This window comes from Alkaliphilus crotonatoxidans, from assembly GCF_054658015.1.
The window spans coordinates 165,685-183,272 of record NZ_BAAHXS010000003.1; the positions used below are offsets into that span (position 1 = coordinate 165,685).

The window sequence follows — 17,588 nt, forward strand, 5'->3', positions numbered from 1 at the left end:
TGGGGGGTATAATGAAAAAAATATTGGTGGTAGAAGATGAAAATATTTTACGTGAAGTGATCGTAGATTATCTGGTTGAAGAAGGACACCGGGTATTAGAGGCAGAAGATGGAGAAAGGGCTTTAGAGCTGTTTCAATCAAATGCTGTTGATCTGGTTATATTAGACATTATGCTACCAAAGGTTGACGGCTGGGCAGTATGCCGCAGAATACGAAAAAATTCCAGTGTCCCGATAATTATATTGACAGCCCGTTCAGACGAGGATGACTCCCTTTTAGGATATGAGCTGGGGGCAGATGATTATCTGATCAAGCCATATAGTCCTAAGGTTTTAATGGCAAAGGTGAAACGGTTTTTAGAAAAATACTCGGGAAATATGGATAAAATACCGATATCAGCCGGCGGTATTGATATCAATATGGGATCAAGGGTTGTTTCTGTAGAGGGCAAGATAATCAATTTGACCCATACAGAATTTGAAATTCTTGCCTGCTTAATGCAAAATAAGGAGATTGTAGTTACGAGAGAACAATTAATCACTAAAATATGGGGTTACGATTTTTATGGCGAAGAAAAAACAATAAACAGTCACATTAGAAATTTACGTGCTAAGCTGGGAAACAAAGGTAAATGCATTGTTACGGTCATTCGGTTGGGATATAAATTCACAGAGGAGCCACTATGAAAAAAAGTATTGTCTTTAAATGGTTTGTGTTAATACTACTATTGTTTTCCATGATGTTTTTAATCATTGGAATCACCCAAAATTACTTATTTGAAAAATACTATATCAGAAAAAAATCCGACGCCCTCATCATGTACATGAATGAATATTCGGATATGGCGGAGAAGGAAGGATTAGAAACGGCTTCGGCTAAACTATATCAAAATAACCAGATCTGGGTTACAAAGCTAGATCAATATGGGCGTATCTACGATGTGGAAAATTATTATATTGAAGTGGCTATAAAGGGTAACCCTCAGGCCAGCATGAAAATACCTATGTATCCCTTTGAAGGAGAATTTTCTTCCGATGTACGTTCTTCGTTAATGGTGGGCGATGACGTCATTATTGATACCGTTAACCTAGCTGATGAAAGAATACCCTATCTTATACAGACTGCTTCAAGGGGAGTCGTCAACTTGAATATTGCAAATAAGCTCCATGGACCCCATGCCGATGAGGCTTACAGACATCTTGAAACTGGTATTATCAGGGGAAGGATAACGAGAACCGTATTTCCTGAAGAGGGGGAGGATATTACATTTCCTTATCGAGAAGGGTTTTTTTTAGAGCAAATTAAAGAATTACAAGCCCGCCTGCTGGCTGATCACCCAAGGCCACTACAGCATACAGAAGAATATAGTGAAGTAGAGAATTTTGCAGAATATAAGATCATTATCAAACCAGTTATTGAAAATGGAGTGACAGAATATGTTGTTGCAATGACCTCTTTACAGCCGGTGAATGAAGCGATATCGGTTATACAGCAATTTTATCCCTATTTTTTTGTATTTTCCTTCCTAAGTGTCATATTTTTAGCCTTTATTTTGTCTAAATGGCTTGCTAAACCGTTGCTGTACATCAATCAGATTACAGGCAAAATAGCCAATATGGATTTTTCAGAAAAGCTGCCGGTTCGCTCCTCCGATGAAATTGGGCAGTTATCTCAAAATATTAACCACTTGTCGAGCCAAATAGAAGCATATATTGGTCAGCTAAAGGAGGATCTTGATAAAGAGAAGAAATTAGAAATCACACGGAAGGAATTTATTGCGGGGGTATCCCATGAGCTAAAAACGCCCCTGGCTGTTATGAAAAGCTGCTTATCGATACTAAAAGACGGAATTGCAAAAGAAAAAAGGGAGCACTACTTTCAGGCGATGGAAGACGAAATACATCGGATGGACTTGCTGGTTGTGAATATGCTTGATCTAGCAAAGTTTGAATCTGGTACCTATCAGCCAGAAATGGCTCCATTTGAAATAGATAAAGCGATTACCGAAGTATTAAGGTCGCTGGCTGACCAAATACAGGAAAAAAACCTCTCCCTTACATTAAGGCTTTCCTCTGAAACAGTGGTAGGGCATAAAGGGTTAATCAGTCGAGTGATTAGTAACTTTCTCAGCAATGCAATCCGTCATACAGAGATCGGACATGAAATTGTAGTTGCTGTAGACTCTGATGGACAGACGGCGAAAGTCAGCGTAGAAAATCAAGGCAGCCCAATATCAGATCAAGACAGAAAAAGGATATGGAACCAATTCTACCGAGGCGAAGCACGGACATCCAGAGCTGGCACGGGGCTTGGCCTTGCCATATCAAAGGAAATACTGGAGCTTCATCATGCAATTTATGGGGTGGAAAATACGGAGGCTGGTGTTTGCTTTTTCTTTTCATTACCAATACAATCATAAAATATTTCAACCAATTTGATGGGTTAATAGGAAAAAGCTATGAAGAATTCTTCATAGCTTTTATTTTGCGATAAAATAATATTGAAACTTTACCTCATCTGCACCTGTTCTGCACTTAACTGCTGTAATATTGGTATATCAAATAAAGAAAAGAGGGAATGTAGATGAAAAAAATAATGATTAGCTTGCTAATAGGAATTTTGCTGGTGGGTATAACAGCCTGTGGAAGTCAAACTACTGAAAAAGATATTACGGCTGCGTTTGAAAACAGTGTATTTATGGGAGATTCTATTACCGAAGGCTTTGTTTTTAATGAAATACTGCCGGAAGAATCTGTAATAGCTGGGGCAGGAACGACAGCGGGCTTTATTTTGGATGAGCTGGATGATTTAGTTGAGAGGAAGCCTGACAAAGTCTTAATTATGCTGGGATCAATTGATATTCTCATGCCTGTAGAGGACCCCAAGGAATTATTTAGAAATGACTTAACGGAGCTGATTAACAAAATAAAGGAGGAACTACCCGACAGTAAAATCTATCTTCAGTCGATTACACCTGTAACACAGGAGGCGCTGGATAAAGAGCCCCGTTACGATGAAATAGCGGAATATAACCAGATATTGAAGGAATTATCAGACCTATTGTCAGTTAGCTATGTAGACATAGGGGGATTGGCACAGGAGAACCCAGATTTATATGCTGAAGATGGTATTCATTTCAAGAAAGAATTTTATTGGTTGTGGCTGGAAAAGCTTTCTAAATTATTGTAGCGGAGGAAAACATATGGTTTTCAGTAGTCTATTCTTCACATTTGCTTTTTTGCCTGTCACAATAATTCTATATTATTCCTTGGGAAAGTCTTTTAAGAATATTGTACTGCTTACTGCCAGTTTGTTTTTCTATGCCTGGGGAGAGCCTGTCTACGTGCTATTGATGTGCAGTTCTATCATCATTAATTACTGTATAGGTATTCTTCTAGGGAAGGATGCCGGCAGGCGAAAAAGAAAGCTGGTGTTAATAGTCGGCCTGGCGTTTAATCTAGGCTGCCTCGCATATTTTAAATACTTTGGTATGCTTATCAATACAGTGGCATCAATTGGAGGTTGGAATTTCTATGGGGAAGTACCGCCCCTACCCATAGGAATTTCCTTTTACACCTTTCAGGCACTATCCTATGTGATTGATGTATATAGAGGAAAAATAAAGCCTCAGAAAAGCCTGCTTCTTTTTGCGCTCTATATTACTATGTTTCCTCAGCTGGTGGCGGGGCCTATTGTAAATTATTCAGATATTGAAGCACAGCTAGCTGACCGGAGCCACACCTTCAAAAAATTTTGCACCGGAATGCAGCGTTTTCTGCGGGGCCTGGCGAAAAAAGTGCTGCTTGCCAATCACATCGGGCTCCTATGGTCAGAGGTTAAAGCCATGCCCGGTGATGAGATTTCAGTGCTCATGGCATGGGCGGGGATCATTGCCTTTACACTGCAAATTTATTTTGATTTCAGCGGATATTCAGATATGGCCATCGGTATGGGAAAGATGCTTGGATTTGATTTGAAGGAAAATTTTCGGTATCCATATGCTTCACAAAGCATCTCGGAATTTTGGCGAAGGTGGCATATATCCCTTGGAGCATGGTTTAAGGAATATGTATACATTCCTATGGGGGGGAGCCGTGCCGGTAGATGGAAGCTGGTACGAAACCTGTTCGCCGTATGGTTCCTTACAGGAATGTGGCATGGAGCAAGCTGGAATTTTGCTTTATGGGGGCTTTATTTTGGTTTTTTAATTTGGCTTGAAAAGGTGATTTTGCTGAAAAACATGGCACAATGGCCCAGGGCTGTACGCCATATATATCTATTACTATTGGTAGTAGTAGGTTGGGTATTTTTTGAATTCAACAATTTGGCAGATATATTTGGTTTTTTAAGGATTATGCTTGGCGTATCAGGCAACAAAGTTGTTGATTTCCAAGGAATAATAGCACTGAAGAGCCATGGCATTTTATATATTACCTGTATCATAGCTGCTTCACCCTGGCCCAAGAAAATGACTTTATTATTTAAAAGAATGAATGAAGGCATTTATAGAAGAGCTGCAGCCATATACTATTGCGCCTTAACCTTTATTTCTACGGCATATATGGTTGGGTCGACCTTTAACCCATTTATATATTTTAGATTTTAATTTGGAGGATTGCTATGAAAGCAGATAACAAAAAAACAGGTGAAATTATACAATATATGGTATGTATGCTTCCACTTGTTTTTATTATTAGCATATTGATCTTGCACCTGGCCCTGCCAGATAAAATCTTTTCCAAGGAGGAAGCTCGTTACCTGACACAACGGCCTGTTTTCCATATTGAAAAAGTATTAGACGGCAGTTATGGAACCAAGGTTGAATCATATTTTTCAGACCAGTTTCCCTTCAGAGACCTTTGGATTAACGTACAGGAGGGTCTCAATCAAATTTTACTGAGGAAGTGATTTGTATTGCCCTGCTTTGGGTGTAACACATTTTTCTGATCATATTGTTGTATATTCGGTGTATTTTATTTTGTGTTATACTACTATTATTTTTTTCAATTCAAAAAAGCACTGATAGGATGAAGAACTTTTCATCACATCAGTGCCTTTTATAGTCTTTAGGCCCTGGCTTGGTCTAAAAATACCAGGCTTTTTGAGCTTGAAGGCCACTAGGAGCGTCATATTTTTTTAGCAATGACAATGTATAAATAATCTTTAAGAGACAATTTTTGGACGATGCTAAACCCAGCCTCAATTAATTCCTGTTCCATAATGGAGGAAGGAATTCTTATATGCATTGGGGGACCATCAATAGAGGCTTCTGTTTTTTCAAATTCTATACCAAGGAAAAAACCATCCTTTTTAAGCACTCGTTTAATTTGCTTTAATATATCGGATAGGGGCTCAACCTCGTGCAGAACTAATGAAGCCAGCACAATGTCTATTGAATCATCTGGCAGTGGAATATTATCAATATTTCCCTTGACCAATTGAATGTTGGTAATATTTTGATCCTGAGCCTTTGAATTGATAACCTCTAACATCCTTGAATCGATGTCCAATGCATAAACAATTCCATCAATCATTTGAGCCGCTGGGATTGATAAATATCCTGTACCTGCGCCTAAATCTAAAACATGGTCTGTTTTTTTTATAGGGAGCATTTTTAGCAGCTCTTCCGGAGGAAGAGACTTTATTCTTTCAGGTCTATCCAGAAATTCAATTTTTCTTGCTAACTGCTTTTTTTCTTTTGAATCGGATTGGTGTATTTTCATAATTTCCCTCCTAAATTAATAATATACATTAAAGATGCACATTATCTATAATTTTAATAAAAAAAGGGGTGCCCTTCGCAAACTATCGAAATTTTTTAAAAGACATCATAGACAATAATTATCTATAATTATAGGGTACATAGTGTATAATGTCAAGTATTTTGCATAGATCAAAATATAAGATGCATATGTACCCTCAAGAAGGAAAAGCTATCTGTATAAATAATACAGGTTTAATAAGGGGCATACCCTAAATGCTATCAATAAAAAATCTATGAAGCAGATAGAAAATAAAAGTGGAGGGCCAATACATGATCAATCAGTTAATTAAAGGTTTATCAAAGTTAACGACCACTTCTCAAGAGGTTTTGCCTGATATTCTTCTGTTGCATTTTACCATTGTAACTGCTTGTATAGTGGGGGAAAAGGAAAATTGGGTATTGGTAGATGCAGGTCTGGAAAACTCCTATGATTATATTGTGGAGTCAGCAGAGAAACGCTTCGGTAAGGGAAGTCGCCCCCAGGCCATTTTTTTAACCCATGGGCATTTCGATCATATCGGTTCTGTTGAAAGATTGGCCCAGTATTGGGATGTTCCGGTCTATGCCCATGAACTGGAAATCCCATATATAACGGGTAAAAAAGATTATCCTGTAGGGGACCCAAAGGTGGATGAAGGTCTGGTGGCAAAGCTGTCACCCTCCTTTCCCCATAGAAGTATTGATCTTGGCCAACGGGCTGTTATGCTTCCCAAGGACGGCAGCCTGCCCGGAATGTCTGGCTGGCAATGGATTCATACGCCAGGCCACACTGAGGGCCACGTTTCCTTCTTTCGGGAAAAAGATAAGGTTCTCATTGTAGGTGATGCCTTTACCACTACGAAGCAGGAATCTTTTACCTCTGTACTGACACAACAAGAGCAGATAAAGGGACCTCCGGCCTACTTAACTACCGATTGGCATGCTGCCCAAAGATCGGTGGAGCGCATAAAGGAGCTAATGCCTGAATGGGCCATCCCAAGCCATGGATTACCCATGAAGGGGGAAGAATTGACAAGGCACATGGAGCTGCTCACTCAGCACTTTAAAGAAATTGCCGTACCTGATCAAGGGCGTTTTGTAGAAGATCAAAATACCATGAATCAATCGTAATAAAAAGGCAGGTGTTATTTTAACATCTGCCTTTTTAATTGAAATGTTTTAAAATAATTTGGAAAATAAGTGGCAATAGCGCCATCAGTATGATTTATTCGGTAAGGTTACCAAGTAACTTTTGAAGATATTCGTAATCAATACTTCCTGAACTATCTCGATAAAAAAATGGGTCTTTTCTAATGACATTACTTGAGTTTATAATAAATTTCTTATATACATTACCATCATCTCTATAGATTGTTGTTTTAAGAGAAAAGCCCATATAACCAAATGAAATCTTTTCTAATTTAAGAGTTACCGAATTAAGGTTATTAATAATATGTTCAATATCATTTGTATTTGTTATTGTAATCGACTTTCCAGTATTACCATCAAAAATTTCAATTTTAGATACCTTTGAAGGTTTAATATTGGTAATTGGGCGGGGAATACTCCACCAAAGCAAGCTTCCGATAATAATTGCAAAGATTACACAATTTCTAATGAATAACTTTTTATTCTTTATTTATATTCACCTACCCTTGAAATAAAACACCCCGACGATTAGTAAAAATCTATAATTATATAATCAATCATGTTTAAGTTACATTCTAATTATAACATTAATTTCAAAAAAAACATATAAATTTTGGTTCTCTGTAAAAAAACTGAAATTTTTGTATCAGCATGGGCTATATTAACCTTAATTTGAAACCTCTTAACAGCCAAGTTGAGGGGTTTTTGATTTATCAATATACTCTAAGGCTGTGAAGGGTTTTTGTAGAAGATTTTGGTCGGTTTTTTTATTTACGTATCAGCTGAGAAAAATATATTTTTTTGTCATTATATGGAGGAATCTAAGCTTATTTGTTGAAAAATATATTAATAACATATTGTTATGGCAATGTGTAAAAGCAAATATTTGTTCCTACAGAGATTAAAATTGCAGAAGATAAATTTACTATTAAAAATAGTAGTAAGAGGAGGATATAAAAATGAACCAATTTAAAAAGCTCAATGTCATATGGTTAGTTCTCTTGATGTTGTTAACAGTTAAAGCCTTGGCCTATGCTGATCAAAATCAGTCAGAAATTCAAACGGTTTTATTTGCAGAAAGTTTAATAGGCAGACCTTTTACGCAAGGGGGAAATACGCCAGAGGAGGGATTTAACAGCACCGGTTTTGTTCAGTATGTTTTTAGAGAGAAAGAAAATATAGCCCTCCCAGGATCACCTTCACAGCTATGGAAGTTGGGCGAGCCGATAGAACGTAGTGAAATACAGCCCGGGGATGTTCTTTTCTTTGAAGGAAGCAGCAACCTGATACCAGCAATATACAAAGGAGATAATGTCATTATAGTTGTAGCAACCGATCAAGGGGTGGTAGAACGGAATATTGCAGAGCATTCCTATTGGAGACATCGGTATAATGGGGCAAGGCGCTACACAAATATAGCGAATGAATTACATCCCATAGCCCTTAAGGCCCTTGAATTAGCAGGGGCTCCCTATGAACCAGGGGGAAATGACCCGTCTGGCTTTGATCATTCAGGCTTTGTACAATATGTTTTTCAGGAAGTAAAAAAAGTGGATTTTCCTAAAATATCCAATGAACAATGGCAGGTAGGTATGGAGATTGATACGGCTGAAATTGAATCAGGCGATGTAGTGTTCTTTCAAGGTAGCGGTGTGCGTCTTCCGGGAATTTACATAGATAATGATATTTTTGTAATTGTCACCTCTAATGGGGTTGCTGCAATAGATCTGGAAACAAGTGATTATTGGAAAGACAGATTTCTAGGAGCAAGACGGTTTACTGAAGCCATTATCGAGGACTCCCTCGTAAAGGACCCAATTGTACAAAAAGCCATAGACCTTCTGGGAACGCCCTATAATCCAAATGGAAAATCGCCAGATGAGGGGTTTAACACGACTCATTTTGTACGTTATGTTTTTAAAGACACCCTTGACATACAATTATCCGTCTATTCCGATAGAATATACGAAGTGGGTCAAGCAATTTCTAAAGAGGAGCTTCAGGCTGGAGACTTGGTGTTTTTTCAAGGAAGCAGCCTTATACCCGGTATTTATAAGGGAAATGGTATATTTATAGTTCAGACGACCACAGATGGGGTTGCAGAAAGGGATATTGAGAGTGAGTATTGGTCATCTATATATGTAGGGGCAAAACGGCTTACAGAGGCAGATATATATTATCTTCAGCCTGCAAGCTATAGGGAACATGAGAATACGGTAATTCGAGAAGCAATGAAGTATCTGGAGACACCCTATTTGCTAGGTGGCGATACCATTGATGGCTTTGACTGTTCCTATTTAATTCAGACAGTCTTTAGAGACGCTAAACAGATCTATTTGCCCCGTATAACGTATAATCAATATGAAGTAGGCGAAACCATTGATTTTGAAAATAAGCGCCCAGGAGACGTCATTTATTTTTCAGGAACATGGCAGGAAGGAATATCACATGCAGGAATTTACCTTGGTAATAATTATATGGTTCATGCCTCTGGTGACGAAGGTATGACGACAATCAGTTACTTGGGTGAATATTGGATGAATTATTATACAGGTGTAAAACGTTTTGATGCTCTTAATTTGAGATTAGACTGCAAAATTGTTGAAGAAGCCTATAAAGTGCTGGGCATACCCTATTTAGCAGGAGGAAATACAAAAGAAGGGTTTGATCACTCCGGCTTTTTACAATACATAATGAAAGCAGGCTTAGATATTGATTTACCAAGATATTCATCTCAGCAATGGGCTTTAGGGAATGAAGTGGAAAGGCATGAGCTAATGGTTGGAGACGGCCTATTCTTTGAAGGCTCCAATAAGGTACTGCTGCCAGGATTATATATTGGAAATGAGCAGTTTATCATTGTAACAGAATCTAAAGGTGTAGCAATTAATCATTTAGATATGCCAAATAGCTACTGGAGCACACGATATGTTGGTGCCAGGCGATATGAAAAGCGTGAAAATAACCATGCTGCTGTCATTAAGGCAAAAGAATATTTAGATATCCTATTTGAAGAGTACACAACAGCACAATTCGTACAAAAGGTATTCGATGAAGCACCAGACATTCTTTTACAATTACCCGCTAACGCCTATGAACAATGGAACTTAGGTCAGGCAATTTCGTTGGAAGCACTGGAAGAAGGAGACCTTGTATTTTTTAGAAATAATTTCACTGAAGATACACCGGCTATGGTAGGCATTTATGCAGGGGAAGGCTCATTCATCATACTTACCGGTGAAGGGGTAAAAGAAAGAAATTTAAGATATCATGACTATTGGAGCGAACGATACTTGGGAGCAAGACGATTACTTTAAGTATATGTTGATAAAAAAATGTCATATCTGGTTTGCTGCAAATAGGTCGACTATTCGATCAGTAGAATAGTCGACTTATTTTTAGGGCAAATATAAATGTTTAATTACACATAAAATATTTTGTTGATGATTCATTACTCAAGGAACATAACCAGTAGAAGTAGTGGACTGTGGCATCTAAATGACGTAAAGTATAGGGACTTAAGTCCTAAAAATTTGATTTTTAGTCGAAATTTAGTGTAGAATACACACGATATATTGAAAAAATTGACTAAAACTGTATAATATAAATAAACATTATTGTTAATTTATGTTCAATCCTCCTCATAGAAAAACAGTTTTACATTTTACTGAGGAGTTGAATCCAAATTACCTCATGTCGTTTATTGAAATCTTCAAATTATATAATATTCCCAGTATCAATTTTGCTTTTTCTTATCAATTAAGTACATTAAAAACTAGAGAAAGAAGGCGAAAGACATGAAAAGTATTAAGTGGAAGTATGCAAGGGCAGTTATTATTTTAATTTTAGCTGTTTGTATGGGGTTAGGAATTAGTTCTTACAGTATCGCCAAAAATCAGCTGGTGAAATCTGTCTATATGGAGCTGGAAGAATTAGCGAAACAGGGGGCTGCGATTGTAAATACCTTCCTGGAGGGGCAATGGAGTTCTTTAGAAGACCTGGCCGGTGTGGAAATTGTAGCAAGCCCAGATGCGACCCTGTTAGAAAAGTGGAGTTTTTTGCAGCAGGTTAGGAAGGATGCACATGCTAAAACAGTCAATTTTGTAGATCTTGATGGAAATTTTATTACTCCTGACGGTGTAACGGTTCTTAATATCGGTCACCGGGAATATATACAGCGAGCCTTGAAAGGAGAGCGAGTCGTATCTGATCCAATAGAAAATGTATCCACTCCTGGAGAATATATTAACAATATTGCGGTACCCGTTAGATCTAACGGAGAAATTATAGGGGTATTATTAAAGGTTTTTGAAACAGGGAATATCAGCGATATTTCAAATGGAATTCAGTTTGGCCAGTCGGGAACGGCCTTTATTATGAATCATGAGACGACGGCTATTGCCAATCAAGACGTGGAAATGGTAAAAAACAGTACCAGTATCTTAGAATTAGCTGAAGCAGACCCTGCTTTTGCATCCTTTGCAGAATTGACACAAAAAATTACATCAGGTGAAGTGGGGCATGGTGTTTATACCGATCAAGGTGAGAAAAAATATGCAGGCTATGCACCTATCCAGGGAACAGATTGGTATCTAACGGTTAGTGCAGTAGAGGATGACATATTAGAGGGCCTATCTATATTGAATACTTCCATTATTATAGCCAGTTTACTTGCAATTGTTATTGCAGCAGTCATTACCATTCTCTTCACCGATCTGTTGGTAAGACCCCTTAAAACACTGGCAGAAAAGCTTGATCAGATTTCTGGTGGGGATTTCACCAGCGAGCTTGACCTTTCTTTAATTAATCGGAAGGATGAGATTGGAAGTCTGGCCAATTCCCTGGAGAAAATGAGGACCGCTATCTCCAGTGTCATTAAAATTGTCAATGAAGAGACCCAGGCCGTTTCTAAAAATGTAGATATACAGGAAGAAAGCATTCAGGGCCTGCTAAGTGAAATAGAAGAGGTATCTGCTACTGTAGAAGAGCTTTCGGCTGGGGCAGAGGAAACAGCGGCATCGACACAAGAAATGAACGCCGCTTCCACAGAGATTGAACATTCCATCGATTCAATTGCCCAGCGGGCAGGCGAAGGGGCCAAAAATGCCAGTGAAATTAGTGAAAGGGCACTACAGCTTAAAAATAAAGCAATTCAGTCGAGTCAACAGGCTCGAGAAATCTATAAGAATTCTGGAGAAGCATTGAAAAATTCCGTTGAAGATGCTAAGAAGGTGGAAGAAATTAATCAATTGTCAGAAGCAATTTTACAAATTTCCTCCCAGACAAATCTATTGGCTTTAAATGCTGCCATTGAGGCAGCAAGGGCCGGTGAAGCGGGCTCAGGCTTTGCGGTTGTAGCAGATGAAATCAGAAAATTGGCGGAAGACTCAAAAAACCTGGTTGAAAAAATTAAAGTAGTAACGGGAGATGTGGTAGATTCCGTAGAAAATCTCTCTAATAATTCCCTCGAGCTTTTGGATTTCGTTAATCGTACCGTATTCCAGGATTATGAAGCAATCGTAGCAACCGGAGAGCAATATACCGTGGATGCAGAAAATATAGATGGTCTGGTTTCAGATTTAAGTGCAACCTCAGAGCAGCTTTCAGCAACCATGCAGGGAATGATTACAGTGATCAATGGAATCTCTTCAGCCACACAGGAGGAAGCTGAAGGGACGAGTCATATCGCTGAGAAGGCAGCAATCGTTGTTGAACGTGCAAATCAAGCCTTTAATTTTGCAAAGGAAACCAGAAGCAGTGCCAGTCGATTGGTTGAGGCCATTTCACAATTTAAGGTTCGCTAATCTGATGGATCGTGTATACTCTCTTGCCTAATTTAAGCGAACTACATAGATCAGGCAAATTTTAGGTTTTAAATAGAGAATAGAATAAAGTGGACAGGATACGACTTGATTCAGTCGCTCCTGTCCACTTTTTGCTGCTTAAAATGTGATGAAAGCTCAAACACGAACCTTCTGAAATGGGCTAAATTTAAGTGAAATAAAACTGATAAATGAAATAGGTTTATTTGAAAAAGGTGGCTAAGCCATTGTTTATAACATACCCGTCAGAGGGTACTTGCCTGCCAATTAGAAACATATTAAAGATGTCAACACAGGCGCCCCCGGCATTAAGAATACATAAGAAAACAATAAAATTATTCATCATTTTCAGTGTACTCATTAATATTGGAAAAATTATTGAAAGGATTAACAATGGCATTATGGATATAAGTAAAAATCGCTGCTTGGATATTTTTTCATTGGTATATACAAAGCAAAACATACCATTAAAGCCCCAGAAAACCTTTTTAGAATGTAAAAAATCAGGAACAAAGGCGGCATGAATTAATTCATGCAAATAAAAGAATCCTAATGTAAGCAGAACATATACAACCGTCCATAAATTGACTGTTATTTCAATTGCAAATCCCTTATTTCCCAAAATTATATTTCTGAAGGGGGGGTATAGAATAGCGCATAAGGCCCCGACAAGAAACATTAGAACTAAACTAATAGGTAACGATAATAAGATGGTTGAGCTTAGTTTTTTAGGCTCTTTTAAACGTCTCCAACCGGAATCTAGTAGTAATTTGGTGTGTTGCCTATCTTCAGCTGGTATTTTTTTGATATACTTCACATCAACACACTCCTAACTTAAACTTCAGTTCCTTTCATTGTAGCACAGGTCTAAATGGAAATCTATATACAGGAATTGTCATATAACTAGCGTTATGGAACTTGTACAGTAGTCGATTCAGGCGGAACTGCCCTTTGGGTCATCATTATTCTTTTCTAGACTGCTTAATTTTACCCATATTTTTTAAACTACTATCTTGACCAGAGTGGTCATTTGGAATATAATAAGAATGACCACAGTGGTCATTGCTTAAATTAAGAACCGAGGTGATTAAAATTTATCAAAAATTTTTTAGCTTAGAGGCCAAGAAGCAGGAGCGAATTATTAATGCAGCCCTTAAAGAATTTGCCAGAAATGGTTACGAAAAGGCATCTACCAATGAAATCATAAAAGAGGCCGAAATATCCAAGGGCTCGTTGTTCAGTTATTTTAACAACAAAAGAGAATTGTATTTTTTCTTGTTTCAATATGTCAGCGAAATAATCGATAAAATCTATTCAGAAGTGGATTGGAATGAGCCGGATTTTTTTGAAAGAATTAGGCAATTAGGGTTAGCTAAATTTAAAATTTATAAGAGGTTTCCCCAGGTATTTGATTTTCTCAAGGCAGTAAGCAATGAAGAGGCTTATGAAGTGAAGCCGGATGTCAAAAAAATTAGTAAGAATCTGATTGAGGGCGGATTGGAGAGGGGCTATCAAAATATAGATTTTTCAAAATTCCGTGGGGATATTGATCTTGAAAAAATCATGAATATTATTACCTGGACAATGCTGGGCTTTTCAGAGCAGCAAAGAGATAGCGTCACCTCTATGGAAGAGGTCAGTATCGAAGTACTTGAAGAATGGGAAGTGTATTTTGATATCTTGAAGCGTTGTTTTTACAAAAAGGAGGAACAATAATATGTTTATTGATGTTTCAGGCCTAAAGAAAAGCTACACAGCAGGATTAGTCAAGACAGAAGTATTAAAGGGGGTTCAGATGAAGCTGAAGAAAGGGGAAATTGGCGTCATTCTAGGGCCATCGGGTTCAGGGAAATCCACAATGATGAATATCATTGGGGGGATCGACCGTGGCGACAGCGGCCAAGTCATTGTTGACGGGGTAGAGATCAACAATTTGAACAATGAGCAGCTGACGGAGTACCGGCGGGAGGACATCGGTTTTGTCTTCCAGTTCTATAATTTGGTTCCCAACCTAACCGTGGCGGAAAACATTGAAGTGGTTTCCAACATCAGCAAATCACCCCTTAACATCAATGAGGTTTTAGAGGCAGTGGCAATGCTGGATAAAAAGCATCGCTTCCCCAGAGAACTCAGTGGAGGAGAGCAACAAAGGGTCTCTATTGCCAGGGCAATTATCAAAAACCCCAAATTACTGCTTTGCGATGAGCCAACCGGGGCCCTTGACTTTTTAACTTCCCGAAGTATTCTTAAGCTGCTGCGGCAGGTGAACAAAAAATATGGAACAACCATTCTGATGATCACCCACAATGCTGCCATTGCTGCCATGGCCAATAGTGTATTTAAGGTAAGAAGCGGAGAAATCGTAGAGACAATAATCAACCAGACAACTGTTCCGGCGGAAAGGATTGAATGGTAATGGTATTAAATAAGCGAGTTTTTCGGATGTTAAAAGAAAACAAATTGCGATACCTGGGTATTCTGATGCTGATTATTCTTGGCAGCTATACCTTTAATGTTGCCACGGGGCTCTCTCAAAATCTTGCTGATTTGGTTACTAGCTTCACAGAGGGGCATATGCAGGAGGATTTATCCTTTTCAACTGACAAGGCTATTCCCAATAGAGAAGAACTTGAAATAGAGGTTGATGCCATCATTGAGGAATACCTGAGCTTTGATGCCGCTCTGCCCAACTCCTTTACATTGCGGCTCCTCAGCGAGACAGAAAGGCTGAACATTCCTGCCATCCTGGCGGGGCGGCCCCTTTCCGGACCAGGAGAAATCCTGCTTGACCCAGCCTTTGCTAAAGCCAACGGGTATTCAGTAGGGAGTCAAGTAGAAGCTGAAGGCAAAACCTTTACAGTGGTGGGCTTTGTGTCACTGCCCCACTATATCTATCCATTAAAAAACGTGAACGATATCATGCCCGAAAATTTCGGTATTGGTGTGATAAGCCGAGGAGAATTTGAGGATTTAGATAAGGTTGACAGCATTTATTCCGTCAGGTTTAACGACAGAACCAAAAGTCCTAATAGACTGGCGGTACAATTTCGAGAGCATTTACGTGCAGAAGGGATAACAGTGTCCAACTGGATTGACATCATGAACAATAGACGGGCAAGAATGGTTTGGGCCTCCATAACCGGCATGAAAACCATGAGCGTACCGCTGCCGGTTACAATGTTTCTTTTATGCTGTTTAATTATTGGCATCATGATATGGCGTATGATCCGACATGAATCAGTCATTATCGGAACCCTCTATGCCCAAGGCTACCGGCGGCGTGAGTTGATGGGCCACTATATGGCCATCCCCCTGCTGCTGGCCTTAGGGGGCGGTGTAATTGGAAGTCTGTTGGCCCTTCCCTCCATCAGGCCTTCGATTATGGCCATGGTTTCGTACTATAATATTCCCGTTACAGGCATTAATCTAAATTTCTTAAATGTCTTGATCGGGATTCTGACACCCTTGCTATTTTTAGGTCTCAGCAGCTATTTAGTTATTGGTTCCGAGCTGAAACGTTCACCTGCAGAGCTTATGAAGGGCGATAAACAAAAGACCAAGGTTAATGTCCTGGAGCGTGCCCTAAAACTGGAAAGGTTTAAGTTCAGCACAAAATTCAAGCTGCGGGAGCAGCTTAGAAGCATCTCACGACTCTTGTTTCTGTTCTTGGGTGTTACCAGTGCTTCCGTCATGATGCTCCTTGGTTTTACCATTATGAACTCAATGAATTTTGTATTTGAAGGCAGCGTCACCGACACCTACCAATTTGGGTATGAATATACCTTCAAGGATATGCAATATGGTGAAGCACCGGAGGGGACGGAGGTCTTCACCGCAGGCAGGTTTTATCCTGAAGACAATGAGGGACTTGAGTTTTATATTAGTGGTGTAGAGCCTGGGTCGACGATGTTAACCCTAAAGGATAATAAAGGCAATCCCCTTCCCAATAACCAAATCAATATTACAAAGCCTTTAGCCGATCGCTTGGGCATTAAGGCCGGTGAAAGCGTAACCTTCATCAACAAGGAGGATGGAAAGCCCTACACCTTTTATATTGATGCCGTGGCTGAATCTCAAATCGAGCAGTTTATCTTTATGCCCATTGATCAATTTAACGATAAGATGGGGCTCCCAGAAGACAGCTACATGGGGCTATGGAGCGAAACAAGACTTAATATTCCTGACCAGCAGCTTTCGGGAACAAAATCCCTCAGTGAGCTGGGCAATACCATAGAAGATCTGTGGGGACCAATGATTTCAATGGTAGGCGCCATGACCCTTATTTCCTGTGTCGTAGCCTTGATTATCCTCTATCTCGTAACCTCATTGATTATCGAGGAAAACAAAAACACCATCTCACTTTTTAAGATATTTGGCTACAGACGTCGTGAGATTAAATCCCTGATACTCGACAGCGCCACCATTGTCATCTTGATCGCATTTATCATCAGTATTCCAATTATGGCGGCATCAATGAATGCAATATATGGCTATCTTGGGAATATGATCAATTTAGTGCTGCCAACGATTATTAGTCCATTTTATGTATTAGTCTGTTTGGCGGCCATTATGCTGACCTATCAGCTTAGCAAGCTAATATGTGCCAGAAAGGTAAACACGGTTGACATGAGTGAAGCGCTGAAGGCAGCAGCAGAATAAAGAAGTATTATTTACCCAGTTTGAGGCTACAGAAAAATACTGTGGCCTCAAACTTACCAACCTTCTTCTCGGCCCTCTATCAAAAAAACAAGTCGCCCTCATTTGATTTCTAATTTCCATTTTGTAATTATACCTATATCTTGGCTGTAAGGTACCTTAAATACAAGTTCCATGGAACTTTTCTAATATCCCCTTGTTCTATACCATATTCATGC

Annotated in this window: 14 protein-coding genes; 11 read left to right on the forward strand and 3 right to left on the reverse strand. The window is 39.0% G+C overall.

The genetic code is table 11. The features are described 5' to 3' along the window. Positions 1 to 11: 11 nt before the first annotated feature. The 5 genes from ACYQ1I_RS01775 (at position 12) to ACYQ1I_RS01795 (ending at position 4,908) form a co-directional block, all read left to right on the forward strand. Positions 12 to 686 (forward strand): response regulator transcription factor, encoded by a 675-nt coding sequence (locus ACYQ1I_RS01775; protein WP_459761856.1) that lies wholly within the window; start codon positions 12 to 14, stop codon positions 684 to 686. Continuing rightward, positions 683 to 2,419, forward strand: a complete 1,737-nt coding sequence (locus ACYQ1I_RS01780) for a sensor histidine kinase (protein WP_459761858.1) — start codon at positions 683 to 685, stop codon at positions 2,417 to 2,419. Before ACYQ1I_RS01775 ends, ACYQ1I_RS01780 begins: the two co-directional genes overlap by 4 nt. A 164-nt stretch (positions 2,420 to 2,583) precedes the next feature. Then, positions 2,584 to 3,189, forward strand: coding sequence for a GDSL-type esterase/lipase family protein (locus ACYQ1I_RS01785; protein WP_459761860.1), 606 nt, complete (start codon positions 2,584 to 2,586; stop codon positions 3,187 to 3,189). Between the two features lie 79 nt (positions 3,190 to 3,268). Continuing rightward, entirely contained in the window at positions 3,269 to 4,606 is a 1,338-nt protein-coding gene (locus ACYQ1I_RS01790; protein WP_459761862.1) for an MBOAT family O-acyltransferase, read from the forward strand. Between the two features lie 14 nt (positions 4,607 to 4,620). Continuing rightward, positions 4,621 to 4,908 carry a DHHW family protein gene (locus tag ACYQ1I_RS01795; RefSeq protein ID WP_459761864.1) on the forward strand — a complete coding sequence of 96 codons (288 nt, stop codon included), beginning with the start codon at positions 4,621 to 4,623 and terminating at the stop codon, positions 4,906 to 4,908. Positions 4,909 to 5,126: 218 nt separating this feature from the next. Here the strand turns inward: ACYQ1I_RS01795 and ACYQ1I_RS01800 are convergent, their stop codons facing one another. Continuing rightward, a complete protein-coding gene (locus tag ACYQ1I_RS01800; RefSeq protein WP_459761866.1) occupies positions 5,127 to 5,723 on the reverse strand; it encodes a class I SAM-dependent methyltransferase in 597 nt (198 codons plus the stop codon). 311 nt (positions 5,724 to 6,034) lie between these two features. On the opposite strand from ACYQ1I_RS01800, the gene ACYQ1I_RS01805 reads away from it, so the two are divergent. Beyond that, positions 6,035 to 6,874 carry an MBL fold metallo-hydrolase gene (locus ACYQ1I_RS01805; RefSeq protein ID WP_459761868.1) on the forward strand — a complete coding sequence of 280 codons (840 nt, stop codon included), beginning with the start codon at positions 6,035 to 6,037 and terminating at the stop codon, positions 6,872 to 6,874. A gap of 94 nt (positions 6,875 to 6,968) precedes the next feature. Here the strand turns inward: ACYQ1I_RS01805 and ACYQ1I_RS01810 are convergent, their stop codons facing one another. Beyond that, complete coding sequence (locus tag ACYQ1I_RS01810; protein WP_459761870.1) at positions 6,969 to 7,322, reverse strand: hypothetical protein; 354 nt, start codon at positions 7,320 to 7,322, stop codon at positions 6,969 to 6,971. 529 nt (positions 7,323 to 7,851) lie between these two features. Between ACYQ1I_RS01810 and ACYQ1I_RS01815 the strand changes: the two genes are divergently transcribed. Next, positions 7,852 to 10,209: a C40 family peptidase gene (locus ACYQ1I_RS01815; RefSeq protein WP_459761872.1), complete on the forward strand. Its 2,358-nt coding sequence runs from the start codon at positions 7,852 to 7,854 to the stop codon at positions 10,207 to 10,209. A gap of 480 nt (positions 10,210 to 10,689) precedes the next feature. Next, on the forward strand, positions 10,690 to 12,696 hold the full coding sequence (locus ACYQ1I_RS01820; RefSeq protein ID WP_459761874.1) for a methyl-accepting chemotaxis protein: 2,007 nt from the start codon (positions 10,690 to 10,692) through the stop codon (positions 12,694 to 12,696). Positions 12,697 to 12,916: 220 nt separating this feature from the next. Here ACYQ1I_RS01820 and ACYQ1I_RS01825 read toward each other — a convergent pair whose 3' ends face one another. Further along, positions 12,917 to 13,531 carry a DUF3267 domain-containing protein gene (locus ACYQ1I_RS01825; protein ID WP_459761876.1) on the reverse strand — a complete coding sequence of 205 codons (615 nt, stop codon included), beginning with the start codon at positions 13,529 to 13,531 and terminating at the stop codon, positions 12,917 to 12,919. Positions 13,532 to 13,776: 245 nt separating this feature from the next. On the opposite strand from ACYQ1I_RS01825, the gene ACYQ1I_RS01830 reads away from it, so the two are divergent. The 3 genes from ACYQ1I_RS01830 to ACYQ1I_RS01840 are packed head-to-tail and all read left to right on the forward strand — an operon-like array spanning position 13,777 to position 17,373. Further along, positions 13,777 to 14,430 carry a TetR/AcrR family transcriptional regulator gene (locus ACYQ1I_RS01830; protein ID WP_459761878.1) on the forward strand — a complete coding sequence of 218 codons (654 nt, stop codon included), beginning with the start codon at positions 13,777 to 13,779 and terminating at the stop codon, positions 14,428 to 14,430. A gap of 1 nt (position 14,431) precedes the next feature. Beyond that, on the forward strand, positions 14,432 to 15,130 hold the full coding sequence (locus ACYQ1I_RS01835; protein ID WP_459761880.1) for an ABC transporter ATP-binding protein: 699 nt from the start codon (positions 14,432 to 14,434) through the stop codon (positions 15,128 to 15,130). A 26-nt stretch (positions 15,131 to 15,156) separates the two neighbouring features. Then, positions 15,157 to 17,373: an ABC transporter permease gene (locus ACYQ1I_RS01840; RefSeq protein ID WP_459761882.1), complete on the forward strand. Its 2,217-nt coding sequence runs from the start codon at positions 15,157 to 15,159 to the stop codon at positions 17,371 to 17,373. Positions 17,374 to 17,588 lie beyond the last annotated feature (215 nt).

Bases quoted from the DNA above. Each gene is read 5' to 3' on its own strand.
- ACYQ1I_RS01775 (WP_459761856.1), top strand. From the start codon at position 12: ATGAAAAAAATATTGGTGGTAGAAGATGAAAATATTTTACGTGAAGTG.
- ACYQ1I_RS01780 (WP_459761858.1), top strand. From the start codon at position 683: ATGAAAAAAAGTATTGTCTTTAAATGGTTTGTGTTAATACTACTATTG.
- ACYQ1I_RS01785 (WP_459761860.1), top strand. From the start codon at position 2,584: ATGAAAAAAATAATGATTAGCTTGCTAATAGGAATTTTGCTGGTGGGT.
- ACYQ1I_RS01795 (WP_459761864.1), top strand. From the start codon at position 4,621: ATGAAAGCAGATAACAAAAAAACAGGTGAAATTATACAATATATGGTA.
- ACYQ1I_RS01800 (WP_459761866.1), bottom strand. From the start codon at position 5,723: ATGAAAATACACCAATCCGATTCAAAAGAAAAAAAGCAGTTAGCAAGA.
- ACYQ1I_RS01805 (WP_459761868.1), top strand. From the start codon at position 6,035: ATGATCAATCAGTTAATTAAAGGTTTATCAAAGTTAACGACCACTTCT.
- ACYQ1I_RS01815 (WP_459761872.1), top strand. From the start codon at position 7,852: ATGAACCAATTTAAAAAGCTCAATGTCATATGGTTAGTTCTCTTGATG.
- ACYQ1I_RS01820 (WP_459761874.1), top strand. From the start codon at position 10,690: ATGAAAAGTATTAAGTGGAAGTATGCAAGGGCAGTTATTATTTTAATT.
- ACYQ1I_RS01835 (WP_459761880.1), top strand. From the start codon at position 14,432: ATGTTTATTGATGTTTCAGGCCTAAAGAAAAGCTACACAGCAGGATTA.
- ACYQ1I_RS01840 (WP_459761882.1), top strand. From the start codon at position 15,157: ATGTTAAAAGAAAACAAATTGCGATACCTGGGTATTCTGATGCTGATT.